General features: G+C 71.5%; 13 protein-coding genes and 1 pseudogene. 8 read left to right on the top strand and 6 right to left on the bottom strand.

Features of this window, described 5'->3' with window-relative positions; translation table 11 throughout:
• Positions 1-218 precede the first annotated feature (218 nt).
• From PKF00_RS14140 to PKF00_RS14130, 3 genes are read left to right on the top strand one after another with little or no spacing between them, the layout of a single operon-like run.
• Positions 219-1,346 carry an acyl-CoA dehydrogenase family protein gene (locus PKF00_RS14140; protein WP_271217944.1) on the top strand — a complete coding sequence of 376 codons (1,128 nt, stop codon included), beginning with the start codon at positions 219-221 and terminating at the stop codon, positions 1,344-1,346.
• Positions 1,343-2,872 carry an amino acid adenylation domain-containing protein gene (locus tag PKF00_RS14135; protein WP_271217943.1) on the top strand — a complete coding sequence of 510 codons (1,530 nt, stop codon included), beginning with the start codon at positions 1,343-1,345 and terminating at the stop codon, positions 2,870-2,872. Before PKF00_RS14140 ends, PKF00_RS14135 begins: the two co-directional genes overlap by 4 nt.
• Positions 2,869-4,302, top strand: a complete 1,434-nt coding sequence (locus PKF00_RS14130) for a cation:proton antiporter domain-containing protein (RefSeq protein ID WP_271217942.1) — start codon at positions 2,869-2,871, stop codon at positions 4,300-4,302. The genes PKF00_RS14135 and PKF00_RS14130 overlap by 4 nt, the downstream gene beginning before the upstream one ends.
• Here PKF00_RS14130 and PKF00_RS14125 read toward each other — a convergent pair.
• The 5 genes from PKF00_RS14125 to PKF00_RS14105 all read right to left on the bottom strand — a co-directional run bounded on the left by PKF00_RS14125 (position 4,243) and on the right by PKF00_RS14105 (position 9,433).
• Positions 4,243-5,166 (bottom strand): DMT family transporter, encoded by a 924-nt coding sequence (locus PKF00_RS14125; RefSeq protein WP_271217941.1) that lies wholly within the window; start codon positions 5,164-5,166, stop codon positions 4,243-4,245. The two genes, PKF00_RS14130 and PKF00_RS14125, sit on opposite strands and share 60 nt — an antisense overlap.
• Before the next feature lie 126 nt (positions 5,167-5,292).
• Positions 5,293-5,883: a response regulator transcription factor gene (locus PKF00_RS14120; protein ID WP_271217940.1), complete on the bottom strand. Its 591-nt coding sequence runs from the start codon at positions 5,881-5,883 to the stop codon at positions 5,293-5,295.
• Between the two features lie 633 nt (positions 5,884-6,516).
• Positions 6,517-6,711: a DUF3046 domain-containing protein gene (locus PKF00_RS14115; RefSeq protein ID WP_271217939.1), complete on the bottom strand. Its 195-nt coding sequence runs from the start codon at positions 6,709-6,711 to the stop codon at positions 6,517-6,519.
• Positions 6,712-6,790: 79 nt separating this feature from the next.
• Entirely contained in the window at positions 6,791-7,984 is a 1,194-nt protein-coding gene (locus PKF00_RS14110; RefSeq protein ID WP_271217938.1) for an alginate O-acetyltransferase AlgX-related protein, read from the bottom strand.
• A 12-nt stretch (positions 7,985-7,996) separates the two neighbouring features.
• Positions 7,997-9,433 (bottom strand): MBOAT family O-acyltransferase, encoded by a 1,437-nt coding sequence (locus PKF00_RS14105; RefSeq protein WP_271217937.1) that lies wholly within the window; start codon positions 9,431-9,433, stop codon positions 7,997-7,999.
• Between the two features lie 540 nt (positions 9,434-9,973).
• On the opposite strand from PKF00_RS14105, the pseudogene PKF00_RS44675 reads away from it, so the two are divergent.
• Both PKF00_RS44675 and PKF00_RS14100 read left to right on the top strand, forming a co-directional pair.
• Positions 9,974-10,138, top strand: a pseudogene (locus tag PKF00_RS44675) (S26 family signal peptidase); the annotation flags it as partial.
• A 928-nt stretch (positions 10,139-11,066) separates the two neighbouring features.
• Complete coding sequence (locus PKF00_RS14100; RefSeq protein WP_271217936.1) at positions 11,067-12,395, top strand: phospholipid carrier-dependent glycosyltransferase; 1,329 nt, start codon at positions 11,067-11,069, stop codon at positions 12,393-12,395.
• A gap of 140 nt (positions 12,396-12,535) precedes the next feature.
• Here the strand turns inward: PKF00_RS14100 and PKF00_RS14095 are convergent, their stop codons facing one another.
• Positions 12,536-13,024, bottom strand: coding sequence for a VOC family protein (locus PKF00_RS14095; RefSeq protein ID WP_271217935.1), 489 nt, complete (start codon positions 13,022-13,024; stop codon positions 12,536-12,538).
• Positions 13,025-13,276: 252 nt separating this feature from the next.
• On the opposite strand from PKF00_RS14095, the gene PKF00_RS14090 reads away from it, so the two are divergent.
• The 3 genes from PKF00_RS14090 (at position 13,277) to PKF00_RS14080 (ending at position 20,470) form a co-directional block, all read left to right on the top strand.
• Positions 13,277-13,690, top strand: a complete 414-nt coding sequence (locus tag PKF00_RS14090) for a hypothetical protein (RefSeq protein ID WP_271217934.1) — start codon at positions 13,277-13,279, stop codon at positions 13,688-13,690.
• Between the two features lie 271 nt (positions 13,691-13,961).
• Positions 13,962-19,085, top strand: a complete 5,124-nt coding sequence (locus PKF00_RS14085) for an Lhr family helicase (protein ID WP_271218146.1) — start codon at positions 13,962-13,964, stop codon at positions 19,083-19,085.
• Between the two features lie 401 nt (positions 19,086-19,486).
• Positions 19,487-20,470, top strand: coding sequence for a helix-turn-helix domain-containing protein (locus tag PKF00_RS14080; RefSeq protein WP_271217933.1), 984 nt, complete (start codon positions 19,487-19,489; stop codon positions 20,468-20,470).
• Positions 20,471-20,917: the final 447 nt, after the last annotated feature.

The following is a 20,917-nucleotide window of genomic DNA, read 5'->3' as shown; positions in this document are numbered from 1 at the left end:
ACGAAGCTCCCGTCTGACTGTCCTCCTGACAAATACTGAACTTCCCCTCTCGCGGATCCGCCTGCTGACCCGTTGCCTCGTCCTTTCGTAGGGGGCGGAAGTGATGACGGGGAAGACTCTCTCCAGGCGTTTTCCCGAGCTCCGGGCAGAACGGCGGAGCACGGCTTCTGCAGAAAGGATGAGGACAGTGGAAAGCGGCCGATCCTAAGCTTCCGATCGTGGATTTCGCCTGGGACCCCGACCAGCGGGAGCGATACGAGCTGGTCCGGGAAAAGACACGTACATGGCCTGCCGTCGAAGAGGGGTTCCTCACCCGCGAGGACTGGCGACGGTGCGCGGGACTCGGGCTCACGGGCCTCTCCGTGCCCGTCGAGCACGGCGGCGGAGGACTCGGTTTCCTGAGCACGGCCCGGACCGTGGAGGCGTTCGGGCGGGGCTGCCCGGACATGGGGCTGGTGTTCGCCACCATGGCGCACCTGTTCGCCTGCGCGATGCCCATCGCCGAGCACGGCGGCGCCGAACTGCGGGACAGGACGCTCCCCGGGCTGTGCTCCGGTGAGCTGGTCGGCGCGAACGCGATCACCGAGGAGGGGTCGGGCTCGGACGTCACCGCGATGGCGACGCGGGCGGTGCGGGAGGGCGACGACTACGTCATCACCGGGGTCAAGTCCTTCGTGAGCAACGCCCCGATCGCCGACGTCTTCACGGTCTACGCCTCGACCGCCCCCGCCTTCGGCCATCTCGGGGTGACCGCGTTCGCCGTGTCGCGGGACACGCCGGGGCTGACCGTCGACGAGCCGTTCGACAAGGTCGGGCTGGAGAGCGTGCCCGCCTCGGCGGTGCGGCTCGACGGGTGCCGCGTCCCCGCGGGCAACCGGCTGGGCAGGGAGGGGCAGGGGGCGGCGATCTTCCAGGCCTCGATGCGCTGGGAGCGCACCTGTCTGTTCGCCGCCTACCTGGGGAGGACGGAGCGGCTGCTGGAGCGGTGCGTCGAGCACGCGCTGGAACGCCGCCAGTTCGGTCGCCGCATCTCCGACAACCAGGCGATATCCCACCGCATCGCGCGGCTGCGGCTCCGTCTGGAGGCGGCGCGGCTGCTGCTGTGGCAGGCGTGCTGGCGGCTCGACCAGGGCGAGCGGGCCGTGCTCGACGTCGCGATGGCCAAGCTCGCGGTCAGCGAGGGCGCGGTCGAGGCCGGCCTCGACGCCATGCGGATCTTCGCGGGCGCGGGCGTCCGCACCGACAGCGGCATCGAGCGCGAGCTGCGGGACGCGCTGCCCGCCACCGTCTTCTCCGGGACGTCCGAGATCCAGCTCGAACAGATCGTCAAGGAGCTGGGGCTGTGAGGCTGCACGAGCTCGTCCGCGAGAGCGCGCGCCGTACGCCGCTGGCGACCGCGGTCGTGGCGGCGGACGGAACGCTGAACTACGGCGAGCTCGACGCGGAGGCGGACCGCACGGCGCGCGCGCTGGCCGGGCTCGGCGTACGGCGGGGCGACCGCGTCGCACTCTGGCTCGACAAGTCGGCGTGGGCCGTCGTCGCCATGCAGGCGGTGCTGCGCCTCGGCGCGGCCTACGTCCCCGTCGACCCGCTCAGCCCGGCGGACCGCGCCGTCCAGCTCGTCACCGACTGTGCGCCCCGCGCCGTGGTCGCCTCGCCCGAACGCCTGGCGACGCTGGCCCGGCACGGCGTGACCGTTCCAGGCCTGAGCACGGCCGGCACAGAGGTCGGCACAGGGGTCGGCACAGGGGTCGGCACAGGGGTCGGCGCAGGGGTCGGCGCAGGGGGCTACGCGGGAGGCGAGCCGTTCCCCGACCCCGGCGGGACGGCCGACGACCTGGCCTACATCCTCTACACCTCGGGCTCGACCGGTGTGCCGAAGGGGGTGTGCCTGTCGCACCGCAACGCGCTCGCCTTCGTCGACTGGGCCGCCGCCGAGCTGGAGGCGACCGGCGCGGACCGGTTCGCCAACCACGCGCCCTTCCACTTCGACCTGTCGGTCCTGGACCTGTACGTGGCCTTCCGCGCCGGGGCGTCGGTGCACCTGATCCCCCAGGAGACGGCGTACGCGCCGCGTCTGCTGGTCGACTTCCTTCTCGACCGGCGCATCACGGTGTGGTACTCGGTGCCGTCCGCGCTGATCCTGATGGCCCGCGACGGCGGGCTGCTCGACACGCGCCCCACAGGCCTGCGGGCACTGCTGTTCGCCGGCGAGCCGTACCCGGTGACGCACCTGCGCGCGCTCCGCGAGCACCTGCCGGGGGTGCGCTTCCTCAACCTGTACGGCCCCACGGAGACCAACGTGTGCACCTTCCACGAGGTCGGCTCCGTGCCCGCGGACAGGACGGCGCCCGTCCCGATCGGGCGGGCCTGCTCGGGCGACCGGGTGTGGGCGGTCAGGGAGGACGGCGGCGTGGCAGGGCCCGGGGAGGAGGGCGAGCTGGTCGTCGACGGGCCGACGGTGATGCTGGGCTACTGGGGCCATCCTCCGCAGGGCGGCAGGCCGTACGCCACGGGTGACCGCGTCGTCCTGCAGGACGACGGCGACTACCGCTTCCTCGGCAGGCGCGACGGGCAGGTCAAGGTCAGGGGGCACCGGATCGAGGTCGGCGAGATCGAGTCCGTGCTGCAGGCCCACCCCGCGGTCAGCGACGCGGCCGTCGTGCTGACGGGAAGCGGGATCGACGCCAGGCTCGTCGCCTACGCGGTGCCCTCCGGCGAGGACCGCCCGAACCTGCTGGAGATCAAACGCCACTGCGCGGCGGCGCTGCCCCGTCACATGATCGTCGATGCCGTCCGGTACGTGGACGAGCTGCCCCGCACGCCGAACGGCAAGGTGCACCGCCGCCTGCTCGCCGCGGAGACGCGATGACCCAGACCTCTCCCGGTCCCGTGGACGTCGGTCCCCGCTCCGCCGAGGCCTCGCCACCGGCGAACACCCGGGCCACCGCCGTCGTGTACGCCCTCACCGCGGCGCTCCCCGCCCTGGCCGCCGTCGGCCTGCTGGTGCTGATGGGCTCCTCTGGGCCGGGCGGCGGGACCGCCCTCACGGGGGCGGGACCCGCCGACCACAGCGTCCAGCTCTTCATCTCGATCGCCGTCGTCATCCTGGCCGCCAGGCTCTTCGGGCGGCTGGCCACGGCCGTCGGGCAGCCGCGGGTCGTCGGTGAGATCTTCGCCGGTCTCTGCCTGGGACCGTCGGTGCTCGGCGCGCTCCTGCCGGGAGCGGGCGCCTGGCTCTTCCCCGCCGAGCTGCGCCCCGTCCTGCAGGGCCTCGCCGACCTCGGGCTGATCGCCCTGATGTTCGTGGTCGGCCAGGAGACCAGGCAGACCTCGTTCAAGGGGCAGGGCAGGGTCGCCATGGCGGTCGCCCACGCGGGGATCGCGGGCCCCTTCCTCGGCGGCGCGCTCCTGGCGATCCTGCTGTATCCCGACTGGGCGGGACCGCAGGCCGATCCGGTGGTCTTCGCGATGTTCCTCGGGTCCGCGCTGTCGATCACCGCCTTCCCCGTGCTCGCCCGCATCCTGGTGGAGAGGGGCATGCTCCGCACCCTGCTGGGACGGCTGAGCATGCTGTGCGCCGCCATCGCCGACGTGGTCGCGTGGTGCCTGATCGCCGCCATGACCGCGGTGGCGGGCCGGGACACCCCGGCGCGCGCCGTGCTCACCGTGGCGCTCGTGATCGTGTACGGCGCCGCCATGGCGTGGATCGGCCGCCCCTGGCTGGCCCGGATCTTCGCCGCGCTCGAGGGCGGCCGCGAGGAGGTGCGCCTTCTGGTGCTGCTGTCGGGGCTCCTGCTGTCCGCGGCGGCGACCTCGGCGATCGGGATCCACGCGATCTTCGGCGCCTTCCTCTACGGCCTGTGCTGTCCCGCCGGCTCCGTGACCCGGCTCACCGAACGGATCGACACCGTCTCGGGTGTCCTGCTGCTGCCGTTCTTCTTCGTGGGCACCGGGCTGCGCACGGACGTCTGGCGCAGCGGGCTCGACGCCTCGCTGCTCGGCGTCACCGCGCTCGTGATCGTGGTCGCGATGCTGGGGAAGCTGGCGGGCCCCATGCTGATGGCCCGCGCCTCAGGGTTCGGCTGGCCCGACTCGATGACGCTGGGGGTGCTCCTCAACACCCGTGGTCTCACCGAACTCGTGGTGCTCAATCTCGGACTCGCCCTCGGACTGCTCAGTGACCGGCTCTTCGTCGCCCTGGTCGTCATGGCGCTGGTGACCACGGCGGCGGCCGCCCCGCTACTCGGGCTGCTCGACCGCGTGAGAGGGCATGGGGACAGGCGCAGGCGCGGGCTGTAGCCCGAGCAGCAGGCCCGCGATCACCAGGGCGGCGCCGAGGAACTCCGGCCAGCCGGGGTGGCCGGTGCCCAGCACGAGCGCGGCGACGATGGTGCCGAGCGGCAGGAAGCCGGAGAACAGGCCCGCGCGATCGGCGCCGAGGCGGGGCAGCGCGTCGTACCAGCAGAAGAACGCGAACGCGGTCACCACGACGGCCAGATAACCCAGCGCGGCCGTCTCGGAGAGCGTGGGCGCCCGCACCAGCCGAGGCCCGTCGACGACGAGTCCCGCGACCAGCAGCAGCGGCACGGCCGCGGTCGCCGAGTAGGCCGCGACCCTGATCGCGCCAAGCTTCGGCAGCAGCGGGATCGCCAGCAGCGAGAACCCGACCTCGCCGCCGAGCGCGCCGAGCGCGAGCAGCACCCCGGTGAACGTCGCGCTCCCCAGCCCGATCGTGACGGCCGCCCCCGCGGCGACCACGACCGACGCGACGACGACGTACGGGGTCGGCCTCCTGCCCTCCATGAGCGGTGTGGCCACCGCGAGGACGATGGGGACCGTGGCCACGATCGTGCCGACCATCGCCGGGTCGGCGTGGCGGGTCGACTCGACGATGAACACGTTGAAGGCCGCGAGCCCGACCAGGGCCAGAAGCACGACGAGGAGGAGTTCGCGGCCTGTCAGCCTGACCGCGGGCAGCTTCCTGGCTCTGGCGACCGCGAACAGCAGGATCGCGCCGACGGCGTAGCGGACCGCCTGCCCGCCGTACACCGGGTAAGCGTGAAGCGCAGGAGAGACCCCCGTCAACGTGCCGACGCAGAACATCGCGGTCGCGGCGCCGATCATGCCGCGCCGCCGGTCGGCCATGTCTCGTATGAACGTCACGGAGTGCCATCGTGGCAAGTACGGCGATCTTGCGGAAGTACCAATGGGCGACCAAGTGGACTGGCTGTCGGCTCGTCGCCGACGGCCCTGCCGCGCGTTGGCCGCTCTGTCGCGTCTTTCACCCGGTCATGTCCTGCGGGACAGGTGAGGGAGGTTCTCCCCCACCTTCATCAGACCCGTCTCGTAGGCGTAGATCACCGCACCCGCCCGGTTCCGCAGGTGCTTCTTGTGCAGCACGTTCTGGACGTGGGACTTGACGGTGCTCTCACTGAGCGAGAGGTCCCTGGAGATCTCGGCGTTGGTGTAACCGCGGGCGAGCAGGCGCAGCACCTCGAGCTCCCTGCTGGTCATGTCCGTCACCGGCGGCGTCCTCGGGCTCGACACCGCCCGCACGGCCCTCTGGTACACCTCCGGGGCGAGGAAGGAGTATCCGGCCGACAGCATCCGGATCGCGGCGCGAAGCTCCTCGGCCGACGCGTTCGTGAACAGCAGCCCCCCGACCTCCGACTCGGTCACGTCGAAGGACCTGGCGTCCCAGGCGTCGACGAGCGCGAGGAACCGAGGAAGCCCGGACGAGACCTCCGCGGCGATCTTCCGGGTGGCCTCGACGGAGTCGGCGCAGTCGGTGAGCGGCCCCATCACGACGATCTCGGGGCAGAGGTCGCGGATGCTGCGGATGGTGTCGGCGGAGTCCGTCGTCTCACCGGTCACCGCCATGTCACCCGCCTCGTGGACGATCTCTCTCAGACCGATCCGGAGGAGTGTGCGGCTCTCTGCCAGCAGAACGGTTTTCTTTTGTGCGGCATTCTTCATCGTCACCGTATCTGACCCGGGAAATCGCGGTGGCGGTGACCCTCGCCTGGCGTCACCGCAGGGAGCACCCGCGTGTGGGCCGTCAGAACCGCCTTCGAGGCGGGCCCGCCCCTGGCGGGCGTCTCAAGGGTCATGGGGCGAATCGACTCGTGGTTGACACGAGACGTAGCGGACAGACCCCCACTATCCGGATACTCATACCTTCGGTATACAGCAGCAGGATCGCAATGTATCTACCGATTTTTGTTACTTAACCCTCGCTATTTGCGACCGGAACGCTATTCGGCCAGGTAGCGGCCGCACGGGAAAAGTCGATCAATGGAGCAAACCGTGCCGAATTCGGCGGAGGCCGACAGACCGGGATGACGGCTTCGGCCCGGACTTCGGCCATGACTCGCGGATTTACCCAGCTAGGCGACACGACGCGGGAAACGGAGAAGCCCGCCGCGCCCGCCCGCCCCGCCGGATTCAAGATCGGATGCCGGGAAAGGGATGGCCCTATCAGGCGGTGTTTCGCACCACGCCCCCGAGCGCCGGTCAGCGCAGCCGGGCGGCGACGTCGGAAACCCCGCACACGGCCCGCCAGACGTCCTTGGCCGCGACGCCGTCGGCCAGCGCCTGGTCGACGGTCCGCCCGCCCAGGTCGGCGATGACGTAGTCGTGAGCCCACGACTCGGCGTAGGTGTCACCGAAGTGCAGTTTCATCCGATTCCAGAACTCCGACAGGCGCATCCTCCAAGTATGGGGCTCCGGAGGACGACGAGGACGACGCGACCTTCCCGAACGCCCGCGTCCGTCCCGGCCGTGCGGGCTAGCGCAGCGCCCTGTCGATCGCGGCGAGGGTCGCGTCGTCCAGCATCTCCCCGTGTCCGCCGACGAAGTAGCGCTCCACCATCTCGAACACCACCGTCTCGCTCCTGGCGACCTTCTCCGCGACGTACTCGGGGCCCGCCTTCGCGGACGCGTCGCTGCGCAGATAGGTCAGGTCCGCGAAGTACGGCGTGACCCACGGCAGCGAGTTGCGGGTGAACGAGTCGCCGATCAGCAGGGTCCTGGGCTCGAACAGCGGGGCCCCGGTCGAGGCGTTGGCGGTGGCGAACGACACGGGCATCTGCGCGTCATCCTGTTTGACTCGCTTCACACCGTCCCGGACCAGCCGCCACTGGTCGATCGTCTCCTTGCGCGGCGTGCCGAGCATCACACCCATGTCGCCGTCCCGCACCGCCTGCTCGATCTCGACCAGCCGGGTGCCCCGCGCGAGGCCGGGGTCGAGCGTCCTGGCCAGCTCCGTGCCGTACAGCCCGCAGGAACGCTCGTTCCAGTGGCTGTCGGTCCGCCAGTAGGCGGGTTCGCCCGACTCCCGCTGCAGCCGCTCGAGAGGCCCCCGCAGATCCATGTATCCCGGCAGGCGCGCCGCCCGCAGCGCGGCCCAGAACTCCCGCTTGCGCTCGCCCAGGCAGGCCTGGCCGAGGAAGCGCTCGGGAAGCCTGTCGGGATACACCGTGGTCTTGTCCGGCGCCACGGTGAGCACGAAGCGCCTGCCCGACCTCTGCACGATCTCGGCCAGCCTGCGCGTCCGCTCCAGGGTCTCCGCGACGCTCCAGCGCGGCCCGCACGCCTCGATCACGTCGTCTCCGAAGTAGAGCCAGCCGTCGCGGCCCTCGACCACCCGGGGATAGGTGGGCTTTCCTCCCTTGTTGTACGACGGCGGCTGACCGAACACCCCTTCCGACAGGGCGACGTTGCCGCGCACGGCGTACTGCCGCAGCGGCAGGTGGGCGACGGCCCACGCCTCGGCCTTGGGGATGAAGTCCCACCCTTCCGACAGCGCGGGGAAGTCCGGCAGCTTCCGGTTCTCGATCGCCGCGGCCCGCTCGCCCGCGGCGAAGGCCAGCGCGGGCCCGAAGAAGAACACCCCCGCCACGAGCAGCGTCGGCAGCCGCCTGCCTCTCAGGCGGCGGACCCGCGTCGCGGGAGGCGTCGGTTCGGTCTCGACGGCGGTCATCGGCGGCCTCCCTCAGAACTGGTAGTACAGGAAAGGACTGAAGGTCCCCGCGGCGACCAGCACCCCGGCGTAGGGTGCGGCCACCCACGTCATCGCGACCCGCACCGCCCTCGCCGCCCTGCCCCTGCCCGACTCGATCAGCGGGCCGAGCGTGAGCGAGGCCGGCAGCAGCACCACCGTCAGCGCCAGCGCGAAGGTGAGCGTCCGCTGGTGGTTGAGCGCGAAGGCCGCGAACTCGTCCAGCTCGCCCGGCCTCCAGGTGAACATCGCCTGGAGGACGCCGGTCGCCTCGGTCATGGTCTCCGCGCGGAAGAACACCCAGCCGACCACGACCAGCAGGAAGGTCGCGGCGCGGCGCAGCAGCATGGCCAGGGCGGTGCCGGGCGGGCGGTCCCAGCCCAGCAGCCGTTCGACGACCAGAAGACCGCCGTGGTAGAGGCCCCAGACGAGGAAGGTCCAGTTGGCGCCGTGCCAGAAGCCGCAGAGCACGAAGATGACCAACAGGTTGCGGTAGGTGTTCAGGGTGCCGCCGCGGTTGCCGCCGAGCGGGATGTAGACGTAGTCGCGGAACCAGCGGGACAGGGACATGTGCCAGCGTCGCCAGAAGTCCGTCACGGAGTACGCCGAGTAGGGCCGGTTGAAGTTCTCAGGAAGCCTGAAGCCGAACATCGTGCCCAGGCCGATGGCCATGTCGGAGTATCCCGAGAAGTCGAAGTAGATCTGGACGGTGTAGGCCAGCGCCGCCAGCCAGGCGGTCGGGGTGTTGATCTGGCCGCCGGAGTGGGCGAACGCGGCGTCCGCGACCGGGGCGATCGTGTCGGCGACGATCACCTTCTTGGCCAGCCCCAGGGCGAAGCGGGGAAATCCCGCGGCGAAGTCGTCGAACCTGTTGCGCCGCGTGTCGGCGAGCTGTTCGGAGATCTCGTGATAGCGGACGATCGGACCCGCGATGAGCTGGGGGAACATCGCGATGTACGTGATGAACTGGACCGGGCTCCGCTGCGCGGGCCTGCTGTCGCGGTAGACGTCCACCACGTAGGACAGATGGTGGAAGGTGAAGAAGGAGATCCCGATCGGCAGGGCCAGGCTCACGATCGGGCTGTGGCCCAGTCCGAGCGCGCTCGACACCGCGTCGACCTGCCTGCTGGCGAACCCTCCGTACTTCCACACCCCCAGGATCGCCAGGTCCCATCCGACCGTCGCGACCAGCACGCCTCTGCGGGCTCCCGGGCGGGCGCGCAGCCTCGCGGAGTCCACCGCGAGGCCCGCGCCGTAGTTGACGGCGATCGCCGACAGCAGCAGCACGGTGTACGGCCCCGCGCCCCAGGTGTAGAAGGCCAGGCTGACCACGGCGACGAGCCCGTTGCGCCACCGGGGCGGGAGCACCCAGTAGGCGAGCAGGGTCGCCGGCATGAAGAACCACAGGAACGCGGGGGAGGAGAACGACATCGAGGTTCCGGATCGGAGGCGGGGGACGGTCAGGCGCCGCGCAGGGGACCGCGCACAGCCGCGGGGGGATCGTCAGGATCGAGGGCGGGGTCTTCGTGACCCCGCACGCCCACCGGGATGCACGGTCTGGCCGGCTCCGCGACGCACCGCGGGCCACGGGTGATCGCGGATGAACCCTACCGCCCCGAAGCACCGGTCAGAAGCTCCCCACACCGGTTCGCCTCCACCGCAACCCCGCTTTCTGCCGCCTGACAATTACATGACGTGGTAAATCGCCACGTTACCGAAGACGACGGCATCCGACAGGCGGACGTCGCAAGGACCGGCGTCCCGGCGGCAGGACGAACCACGCCTCCCACGAAGAACACCCCGGCCGCGGCGGACCACCCGGCTCCGCCGAGGCGACGTCGTCGTCGCCGAGGAGCCGACGTACGGAGCCCGGTGAAACACGGCCCCCTTCCCGCGTGACACCCGGCAGACGGTCCCGGAGAACCACGAACGGCTCGCCAAACGGGTGGCCGCGACGCCGGTGACGAGGTCTCCCGCGAGGACGTCCACGCCCTGGCGAACGCCCCCGAGGCCGTCGTGCCCCGTGAAACGCACGTCCTGCAGGGCGACAACCCGCGGGTGAGTTCCGACTCTCGATACGTCGGTCACTTCCCTGAGACGCGCATTCTCGGAACCGCGCTCAGACGCATGTCGTAGCGGATCCGCCGCGGCGGAAACGCGCACACCCCGCACCGGTCAGGCAATGGAGCCTCTTGGAGGCTTCCACGGCCTTTCATGGACCGCCGAAGCAGCACACAGCGGCCCCGGAGGCCGAAGGCGCGGGAGTCGGAAAAGCGTCGGCCGTCCACCGAAATCTTTTCACCACACCCAATGGCGATTTTTTGGGCCGGCCTTTCCGCGGGCCTGTCCCGGAAGGCCGACATTCCGGCCCCGAAGAGGCTCCGGAGGCGAACGGGAGAGCTTCGCGCATCACGTTGAGGAACGAACCCGGAGACATCCGACGACGGGCGTGTCAAATCAGTCCGGAGCGACCGCGGCCGCGTCGGCGACGGGCGCGCACAACGAGATCCGGCGCATGGGCGACCGCCCCGCGTTGAACGGATCCGCCACGAGACGCTCCGCCGTGGCGAGGCCCGCGGCGGGAATCCCCCGCGGCCGACGCCGGCGAAAACAGCGTCACGCCCGGTGAACGACTTCACCGCGTCACGGTGAGGTGACCCCCGGAAAGGCGGACCCGATGGCCGTATCACGGCATACCAGGCCAAAAATGCATCATTGATGACATCAGTTTCCAGAAGGCATTCACCTTTCGCGATTTCACAGCCCTACAGACGCTATGTCCCCTAACGTCACCTTGTCGCCAGCCATGCGATACAAATAGCACTCACTCCTAACGGAGCGTCACCCCCGGAGCCCTCAAAACCGGGCCAAACCTCACGGAACATCCACCACCCACTGTCTACATTTTTTCATTTGTGCGCATTGATGATGAATGTCCGCTACGCTCAAGGGCCGAAGTCAGGAGGTCGTCCCGCAATCCCCAGGCCGAAGGCAGGTCCCCCGCTTGACCGTTTTAACGAACGTTCAGCAAAAGAACTCAGCCCCGCCCGCGCGCCTGCGCCGGTTGATCGCACGTCACCGGCTTTTCGTGGTCGTGTTGCTGTTCGCCGCCGCGTTACGCATCGTGACCATGCTGGGCTATCGTCCCGGCCGCATTTATTGGTACGACACCTACACCTACATTCAGCTTGCGCTGGACCTGCGCCCCAGAATGGATCTGAACCCGAGCGGTTACCCTTTCCTGCTCCGGCTGCTCCTGCCGTTTCACAGCGTCCCGGTGGTGGTGGGCGTCCAGCATCTGATGGGGCTGGGCGTCGGAGTGATGATCTACGGGCTGCTCCGGCGCAAAGGACTCCCGTCGTGGGGTGCGGCCCTGGCCACGGTGCCGGGGTTGTTCGACGCCTCGTTCCTGAGGCTCGAGCACGCCGTGCTCGGCGACGAGTTCTTCATCTTCCTCGTGGTGGCCGGCGTGGTCGCCCTGATGCGGTCGCCGACCCCGACGATCCTGACCGGAACGGTCGCGGGCCTGTGCCTGGCGTGGGCCGCGCTCACCCGGACCGTCGGCCTGCCGATCCTCCTGCTGGCTCTGGCCTACCTCGCGGTCCGTCGCGTCGGCTGGCGTCCGCTCGCGGTCACGGCCCTGGCCGGGCTGCTGCCCCTGACGCTGTACGCCACCTGGTACCGGTCGGAGCATGGAAGCTTCAGGCTGGTCGCGGGGGACGGCGCGGCGCTGTGGGCGCGCAGCATGACCTTCGCGAAGTGCGATCGGATCAAGCCTCCGCCCGCCGAGCTCCCGCTGTGCCCGAACGGCACGTGGAAGGACGCGGCCGAGGGCTACTTCTGGGCACCGGAGGCCTCCCTCAACCGCATGCCGGGCGGCAGGGAGAAGAACGAGGCCCTCGCCCGATCCTTCGCCCTCCACGCGATCGCCGCGCAGCCCTTCGACTATCTGCGGACCGTCGCCGGCGACGTCTCACTGGCCTTCCCCTGGACGCCTGTGGCCCACCCGGCACGGACGACGCCCGCCTTCGGCTTCGCCGGAAGCAGGGCGCCGGACCCGGTCCCCCCGTGGGCGTCCTCCGCCCTGCGGGCGTACGACCCCGGGGCCACGGGAGGAGATGAGGCGGCCGAACCCTACGCCGGATTCCTGCGCGTGTACCAGTACCCCGCCTACCTGCGCGGCCCGTACCTCGCCGCGATCATCCTGCTGGGTCTGCCGGGCCTGCGCCGTGGGCGCTCGCTCCTGCCCTGGGTCACCGCGACGGCCCTGCTGGTGCTGCCGGTCGCGGTCCTCGACTTCGACCACAGGTACGTCCTGCCGGTCATCCCGCTCGCCTGCCTCGCCGCCGGCCTGGCGTTCGTCCCGTCGAAGGACCGCGCGGCCGCCGCCTGAGGTCTCCCGCCTCGCTCGCCGCACCGCCGCCGTGCCTCGCGGGACGCCGGCGGGCACGGGCGGCACGGTCCGGCCTCCCGCGGGACCGGCCGTCATGGAGACGACGGCTCCGGGCGGCCCCGTCCCGTGGCAGGAGGCCGTCACAGGACGCGGGAGCCGTACATCTCCCCCAGCGGGTCGGCGAGCAGTTCGAGGCGGACGCCGTCGGGGTCCCTGAAGTAGACGGAGGCGCCGCTCTCGACCTGGTGCGGCACGCCCTCGGCCTCCAGTTTGCCCAGCAGCCTCTCCCAGGTCGCCGGGTCGACCGAGATGGCGATGTGGTGCAGTCCGCCGAGGACCTCCCGGTAGGGGCCGAGGTCCAGGCCGGGGAAGTCGAAGAAGGCCAGCAGGTTGCCGTTGCCGATGTCGAAGAAGAAGTGGTTCGACCCCCGGTAGTCGCGGTTCTCGACGATCTCCGTGAGGGGGAACTCCAGAAGGTCCTGGTAGAAGGCGATGGTGGCCTCGACGTCGGAGGAGATCAGCGCGAAGTGGTGCAGCCCCCTCGCGCTGCTCGGCGGACGGTGCCGCCGCAGATGCTCCGCCCTGATCCGTTCGCGTGCCGCCTCTACGGCCGGATGATCGATGCTCATCGCTGGCTCACCGCTCACTGCGTCGGCTGTTCATCTGCAATCTATCTCCGCATTGTCAGCGAATGAACCTTCCGCGCCGACACCCCGTGGCAGGGATTTCCAGGCGGCGGAAACCTCTCCCCGTGTCCGCGCGGGCACCGGGGACACGCCGGGGACACAGGAACCCGCCCCGGCCTCCCGTTCGTGCCGGCGCTCGGGTAACGATTTGCCCACCAGGCCATCCCTCCGCGGGAGGCGGGCGTCCCGACAGGCATGAGAACAGCGATCCTGCGGCTGTCAGAGGCGCTACGTCAGCGCAAGACGCGATGGGCGACCCGTTCCCTCACGGGCCCGTCGCTGGAGCATCTCTACGACCGCTACGGGCGGGAGATCCTCGCCAAGGCGGCGGCGGAGCCCGCCCTGTCGCAGGCCATCGCCCAGGAGGTCGACATGCTGGAGATGGGCCTGCCCCGTGGCGAGGGGGCGCCGACGCCCGCGCAGCTGCGCGCGTTCCTGGTCGGCTACGGGCAGGCGATGGTGGACACCGCCGTGATCAGGCCCGACCTGGTCGCGGTCGCGATGGGGCACAACGGATATCCCCCCACGGTCGTCGGGCTCGGCGCGCTGTGCCAGAAGGCGTTCGCCGCGGGGCTGCTGCGCATGGAGCCCGCTCCCGCCAGACAGTGACCCACAGCGACCCACAGCGACCCACAGCGGCAGCGCCCCGCAGCGACTCGCAGCGACCTGCGGTGACCGCCGGTGACTCGCGGCGTCCCGCGACGGCCGACTGGAACCGCGCGGCCCGCCTCGCTGCCCGGCCTCCGCCTCGCCGAACGATTTATGTCGGTGGGGCCGTGCAGTATGGATCGGTGAACGGTCTGAGGGGGTCAGGCCTGGTCGTGGGGGGTGAGCGGTGAGCGAGAAGGACGCGGAGGTCGCGGGGGTGGCCACGGGCGGGATGCTCGACCGTTTCACCCCCGTGACCAGGGAGTGGTTCACCGGGGCCTTCGCCGCCCCGACCGCGGCGCAGGAGGGGGCCTGGGCGTCGATCGCCAAGGGCGACAACACCCTGGTGGTCGCGCCCACCGGGTCGGGCAAGACACTGGCCGCGTTCCTGTGGTCGCTCGACCGGCTGGCCGCGGAGCGCGCGACCGATCCGACCCGCCGGGCCCCCTCCCGCGCGAGCGCGGGCTCCCCCGGCGACGGTTCCGCGGCGGGCTCTCCCGATGTCGCGGCCTCGGGAGCCGGGCGCGGCCAGCCGGGCGAGCGACCAGGCGAGCGACCAGGCGAGGAGGAGTCCGCCCGGCGGTGCCGGGTGCTCTACGTCTCCCCGCTCAAAGCGCTGGCGGTGGACGTCGAGCGCAACCTCAGAGCGCCGCTCGCCGGGCTGAGGCAGACCGCCCGGCGGCTCGGGCTCGCGGTTCCCGAGATCTCGGTGGCGATCCGCTCCGGCGACACCTCGGCTGAGGAGCGGCGACGCTTCGCGGCGAAGCCGTCCGACATCCTCATCACGACCCCGGAGTCGCTCTTCCTGCTGCTGACCAGTCAGGCCAGAGCGGCGCTGCGCGGTGTGGAGACCGTCATCGTCGACGAGGTGCACGCGGTCGCGGCCACCAAGCGCGGCGCGCACCTGGCCCTCAGCCTGGAACGGCTCGACGCCCTGCTCCCCCGGCCCGCCCAGCGCGTCGGCCTGTCGGCGACCGTGCGCCCGGTGAGCGAGGTGGCCGCCTTCCTCGGCGGCCCGAGGCCCGCCACGGTGGTCCAGCCGCCCTCGGAGAAGGTGATCGAGGTCGAGGTGGTCGTGCCGATCGAGGACATGACCGAGCTCGACACGCCGGTGCGCCCCGCCGAGCCCGACGACGAGGACCGGTGGCTGACCGAGCCCCCGGCCAGGCGCTCCATCTGGCCGCACGTCGAGGAGCGGCTGTTCGACCTGATCGGCGAGCACCGTTCGACGATCGTGTTCGCCAACTCGCGGCGGCTCGCCGAACGGCTGTGCACCCGCCTCAACGAGCTGGCCTGGGAGCGACGGGGCGAGGGCTCGGAGCCGGCGGCGTCGGGGCCGTTCGCGTCACCGGGATCCGCCCCGCCGCAGGGGCCGCCCGTGTCCCCGGAGCCAGGGCCTTCCGGCGGATCGGGGGCGTCGGAGCCCGTCCACTGGGCGGAGGGGTTCCCCACACCTCCGGCCTCTCCACCGGCCTCCCTGTCGACCCCGGCCGCGATGATGGCGCAGGCGGGCGCGTCGAAGGGGGCGTTCCCGGAGATCGTGCGGGCCCACCACGGGTCGGTGTCGAAGCAGGAGCGATCCCAGATCGAGGAGGCGCTGAAGTCGGGGCGGCTGCCCGCGGTCGTCGCGACCTCCAGCCTCGAGCTCGGCATCGACATGGGCTCGGTCGACCTGGTCGCCTGCGTGGAGTCGCCGCCGAGCGTGGCGAGCGGCCTGCAGCGGATCGGCAGGGCCGGTCACCAGGTGGGCGCGGTCTCCCGTGGCGTGATCTTCCCCAAGTACCGCGGCGACCTGGTCCAGACGGCCGTGGTGGCCGAGCGGATGCGGCGCGGCGAGATCGAGGAGCTGCGCTACCCCCGCAATCCGCTCGACGTGCTGGCCCAGCAGATCGTGGCGATGACCGCGCTGGACGAGTGGACGGTCGACGACCTGGAGACCGTCGTACGGCGCGCCGCGCCGTACCGGACGCTGCCTCGCAGCGCGCTGGAGGCGACGCTCGACATGCTCGCGGGGCGCTACCCCAGCGAGGAGTTCGCCGAACTGCGGCCCCGCATCGTGTGGGACCGGGTCACAGGCGTCCTGAGCGGGCGGCCCGGCTCCCAGCGGCTGGCGGTGACCAACGGCGGCACGATCCCCGACCGGGGGCTGTTCGGCGTGTTCCTCGTCGGGGAGAAGTCCTCCCGGGTGGGCGAGCTGGACGAGGAGATGGTCTACGAGTCCCGTGTGGGCGACGTGTTCGTGCTGGGTGCGACCTCGTGGCGGATCGAGGAGATCACAGCCGACCGGGTGCTGGTCTCCCCCGCCCCCGGGCAGCCGGGCAAGCTGCCGTTCTGGCACGGCGACAGCGCGGGCCGCCCCGCCGAGCTGGGCAGGGCGATCGGCGCGTTCCTGCGCGAGATGTCAAGCGCGGGCGCGGACTCCCGCCCGAAGACCGCCCCGGCGGACGGGGGTTCGGGGCGGAAGGCCCCCCGCCCCGGCGGCGCGAACGTGAAAGCGGAGCGAGGCGGACGCCCCCTCTCCGTGGAGGACCGGCACGGGCAGGACGACCCGGCGGGGGGCCGAGGCGGACGGAACCCGTCGGCGGAAGACCGAGGCGGACGGGACGCCCCGGCGGCTGGCCAGGAGGACTCGGCGGCCGGACGGGACGCCCCGGCGGCCGGGCTGGGAGATTCGGCCGTCGGCCGGGGGGATTCGGCGCGCGAGGGGGCGCTGGAGCGGATCAGGGCGGCGGGGCTCGACGGGTTCGCCGCGGCGAACCTGCTGTCCTACCTGGCCGAGCAGCGGGAGGCCACCGGATACGTGCCGGACGACCTGACGCTGCTGGTCGAGCGCTTCCACGACGAGCTGGGCGACTGGCGGGTCGTGGTGCACTCGCCGTACGGAGCCAGGGTGCACGCGCCTTGGGCGCTGGCGATCGGGCGGCGGCTGCGGGAGCGCTACGGCGTCGACGCGCAGGCGGTGCACTCCGACGACGGGATCGTGCTGCGCGTCCCCGACACGCTCTCCGGGCCCCCTTCGGACATCGCGGTCTTCGACGCCGACGAGATCGAGCAGATCGTCACCGAGGAGCTCGGCGGCTCCGCGCTGTTCGCCGCGCGGTTCAGGGAGTGCGCGGGGCGGTCGCTGTTGCTGCCCCGGCGCACCCCGGGCAGGCGCACCCCGCTGTGGCAGCAGCGACAACGGGCCTCCCACCTGCTCGAGGTCGCGGGCAGATACGGCTCGTTCCCCGTGGTGCTGGAGACGATGCGCGAGTGCCTGCAGGACGTCTTCGACGTTCCCGGGCTGGTCAGGCTCATGCGGGACGTCTCGGCGCGGCGGGTGCGGCTCGTCGAGGTCGAGACCGGGCAGGCGTCGCCGTTCGCGGCGTCGCTGCTGTTCAACTACGTCGGCGCGTTCATGTACGAGGGGGACGCCCCCCTGGCCGAACGCCGCGCGCAGGCGCTCGCCCTCGACACGAGCCTGCTGGCCGAGCTGCTCGGCCAGGCGGACCTGCGCGAGCTGCTCGACCCCGACGTGATCGCCGACACCGAGCGGGAGCTGGCCCGCCTCGACCGCCCGCTGCGCGACGCCGAGGACCTGGCCGACCTGCTCCGCTCGCACGGCCCCCTGGTCGCGGCGGACGTCAGCCTCCGCGAGGGCGACCCCGCGTGGCTGACCGAGCTGGAGGCCGCCCGGCGGGCGATCAGGGTGCGGGTGGCCGGGCAGGAGCAGTGGGCGGCGATCGAGGACGCCGCCCGGCTGCGCGACGCGCTCGGCGTACCGCTGCCGGTCGGGGTGCCGCACGTCTTCCTCGAACCGGTCGAGGACCCGCTCGGCGACCTCGTCGCCAGGCACGCCCGCACACGAACCCCGTTCTCCGCGGGTACGGCCGCCGCCAGGCTCGGCCTCGGCCCGGCGGTCGTCACCGACGCGCTGCGTCGCCTGGCCGTCTCGGGGCGGGTGGTGAGCGGGGAGTTCAGACCGGGAGGCCGGGGCGAGGAGTGGTGCGACAGCGGGGTGCTGCGGACGCTGCGCCGCAGATCCCTGGCCAGGCTCCGCAAGGAGGTCGAACCGGTCACCCCCGAGACCCTGGCCGCCTTCGCCCCCGCCTGGCACGGCATCACCGGCAGCCCCCAGCGGGGCAGGCCGCCGATCGACGCGCTGGTCGGCGCGATCGAGCAGCTCCAGGGGGCGGCGGTGCCCGCCTCCGCCCTGGAGACGTTGATCCTGCCCTCGCGGGTGCCCGGCTACGACCCCTCGCTGCTGGACGAGCTGACGGCCTCCGGCGAGGTCGTCTGGGCCGGGCAGGGGTCGCTGCCCGGCGGGGACGGCTGGGTGGCGCTGTACTTCGCCGACACCGCGCCGTTGCTGATGCCGGACCCCGTCGAGATCACCGTGACACCGGTGCACGAGCGAGTGCTGGAGGTTCTCGGCGGCGGAGGCGCGCTGTTCTTCCGCGACCTGGCGGGCCGGGTCGGCTCCCTCATGCCCGGTTCGGTCCCCGACGACGGCGCGCTGGCCGCCGCGGTGTGGGATCTGGTGTGGGCCGGGCGGATCACCGGCGACACCCTCGCGCCACTGCGCGCCACGCTCGGCACGGGACGCCCCGCGCACCGCAGGGCTCCCACACGCAGGCGGCGCGCGGTGCTTCCCACCCGGAGCGGGCCGCCGACCGTGGGCGGACGCTGGTGGGCGCTGCCCGACCCGTCGGGGGAGCCGACCCAGCGGGCGCACGCCCAGGCGGAGATCCTGCTGGAGCGGCACGGCGTGGTGACCCGAGGCGCGGTCGCCGCCGAGCGGCTGCCCGGCGGGTTCTCCGCGGTCTACCCGGTGCTGCGCGCCTTCGAGGAGAGCGGCCGGTGCCGCAGGGGCTACTTCGTCGAGGGCCTGGGCGGAGCCCAGTTCGCGCTGCCGGGCGCGGTCGACCGCATGCGCGCGGCCTCCGCCCCTCCGGAGGAGGCACGTCCCGCGCGCGACCCGTGGAGCACCCGCCAGCCCGCCGAGAACGCGCGGCGGGCGGTCGTGCTGGCCGCGACCGACCCGGCCAACCCGTACGGCGCGGCTCTGCCGTGGCCGGTCCATCCGGGTGAGGTGTCCCACAAGCCCGGCAGGAAGGCGGGTGCCCTGGTGGTGCTCATGGACGGGCACCTGGTGCTCTACGTCGAGCGCGGCGGCAGGACCCTGCTGTCCTTCACCTACGGCGACAGGCTCCAGCCCGCGGTGGACGCCCTCGCGCTGGCCGTACGCGACGGGGCCCTGGGCAAGCTGACCGTGGAACGCGCGGACGGCGCCGCCATCAACGACTCCCCCCTGGGAGCCGCCCTGGAGTCCGCCGGATTCCACCCGACCCCCCGGGGACTGCGTCTGCGCGCCTGACCGGGAGACGGCAGCGGACAGGGCGGCCGCTCTCCTCCGCGTGCCCGCGGAGGCGCAGCGAGCCGCCCTGTCCTTCGGCATGGGTCAGAGGGCTCTCAACAGATGGAGCCGCCCTTCGTTCAGCAGTACTCGCGGTTCTCAGGCTCGATGAAGAGCCCAACCGTCGCCGAGCCCGGAATCACGCGTACCCCCGTGGAACGCATGGCCGCCTCCTGTCCCAGATGTCCACACCGAACGGGACCGCCCCCGTTTCGGTCTTACGGGAAGAGCATCGCGAACCGAAAAACCGACCACAATCATTAAAATGATCCTTAAAAGATGAGCGCTTTCGGGGAAGCGGGACAAAGCATGGCGTTCCGGTGGGAGCAGAACTCCCACTGCTGAGGCACGGGAGATGGATCATGCAGGGCTTTTCCGAACTCCAGCTTGGGCGCCTGGACGACGTCAGGGTCTCGGTCGTGCTCCACCCGGGGGCGACGCTCCTGTCGCTGACGGCGGGCACCATGGGCGGCCGACCCCACGGGATTCCCCGGCACTGGCGGCAGGCGGTCGTGGCCGCGGCCCCGCGCAACACCCCCGAGGTGCTGCGCCCGTTGTTCGCCCCGCAGTTCTCCGTCATCCCCGACTGTGTGAGCCCCACGGTGTCCATGTCGGAGGTCGACGCCGACACCCACCTGGAGCGGCTGGCCGACCTCTCCCCCGACACCCTGCTCTCCGAGCTCGAAGCGGAGTTCCCTCCGGCGGTGCCCGCCCAGTGGCGGTCCGTCGTCGAACGGCCCCGCGCGTGGATCCAGGCGTACTCGCACCTCATGCGCGTCCTGTGGCAGGAGTTCAGGCCGGTCTGGCAGCGCGCGGACAGCCTGTTGAAGCGTGAGAGGGAAAGGGTGGGGGCCGCCGCGGTGGCCAACCGCCTGGAGACGGTGCTGACCGACCTCAGCCCGCGTTTCCGGTTCTCCGGCACCACACTCGGCCTGCCCGACCAGCAGGCCAAGCGGTTCGACCTGAACGGCAGGCGGCTCGCCCTGGTGCCGATCGTGTCCGGCAGCGGCGCCAGCATCTTCGCCTTCGACCACCCCGACACGACATGGATCGGCTACCCGCTCCCCGCCCTCGGCCTACTGTGGGAGGGCGGCACGGGCGACGTGAAGGCCTCCGATCCGCTCGTCCTCACGCTGGGAAAGGCCAGGGCCACCATCCTGAGGGTGGCCGGGGCGTCGCTCACCATGAGCGAGATCGCCTCCCTGCTGCGTTCCACCCCGGCCGCCGCCACCTACCACTGTTCCCAGCTCGAGGCCGCGGGCCTGCTGCACCGCGAACGTCACGGCCGCCACGTGCGCGTGCGGACGACCGACCGCGGCGAGGCCCTGGTCGGCCTGCTGGCGTGAGCCCGCGGGATTCAGGGGTCGGGGAGGCTGCCGGCGTCGACGTGTTTTCTGGGGGCGACTGTCGTTCAGAGCTGGTTTGCGGTGGGGCGGGTGGGTTCGGGGGTTTCGCTGGGTTCTTTTGACTTGCCTTGTCCGCTGTGGCCGTTGGGGTCTCTGGGTTCGTCTGTTCTCTGGGCTGGGCTTTGTTCGCGTGGAGGGGGTCGGACCACCCGCCCCCCTCCACGCGAACAAACCAAACCAAAAGAACCCAGAGAACCCATCAAAAACCCGCACTTCAAGGACGACCGCCCCAGAAAACACGCCTTACCCCGCAAGAGCCGGGGAACCAGAAAACGGAGCAAGCCAGGAGGCGAAGAACACGACGCGACGGAAACCTGCCGGCACGGAATGCGGGGATGGGCGAGCGCCAGGGGTGGGTATCCCAGGAGGGGCGTGCACCACCTCCAG

It is taken from the genome of Streptosporangium carneum (assembly GCF_027922005.1).
GTDB classification, from domain to species: domain Bacteria; phylum Actinomycetota; class Actinomycetes; order Streptosporangiales; family Streptosporangiaceae; genus Streptosporangium; species Streptosporangium carneum.
This window is presented reverse-complemented; position numbering and strand designations above follow the sequence as displayed.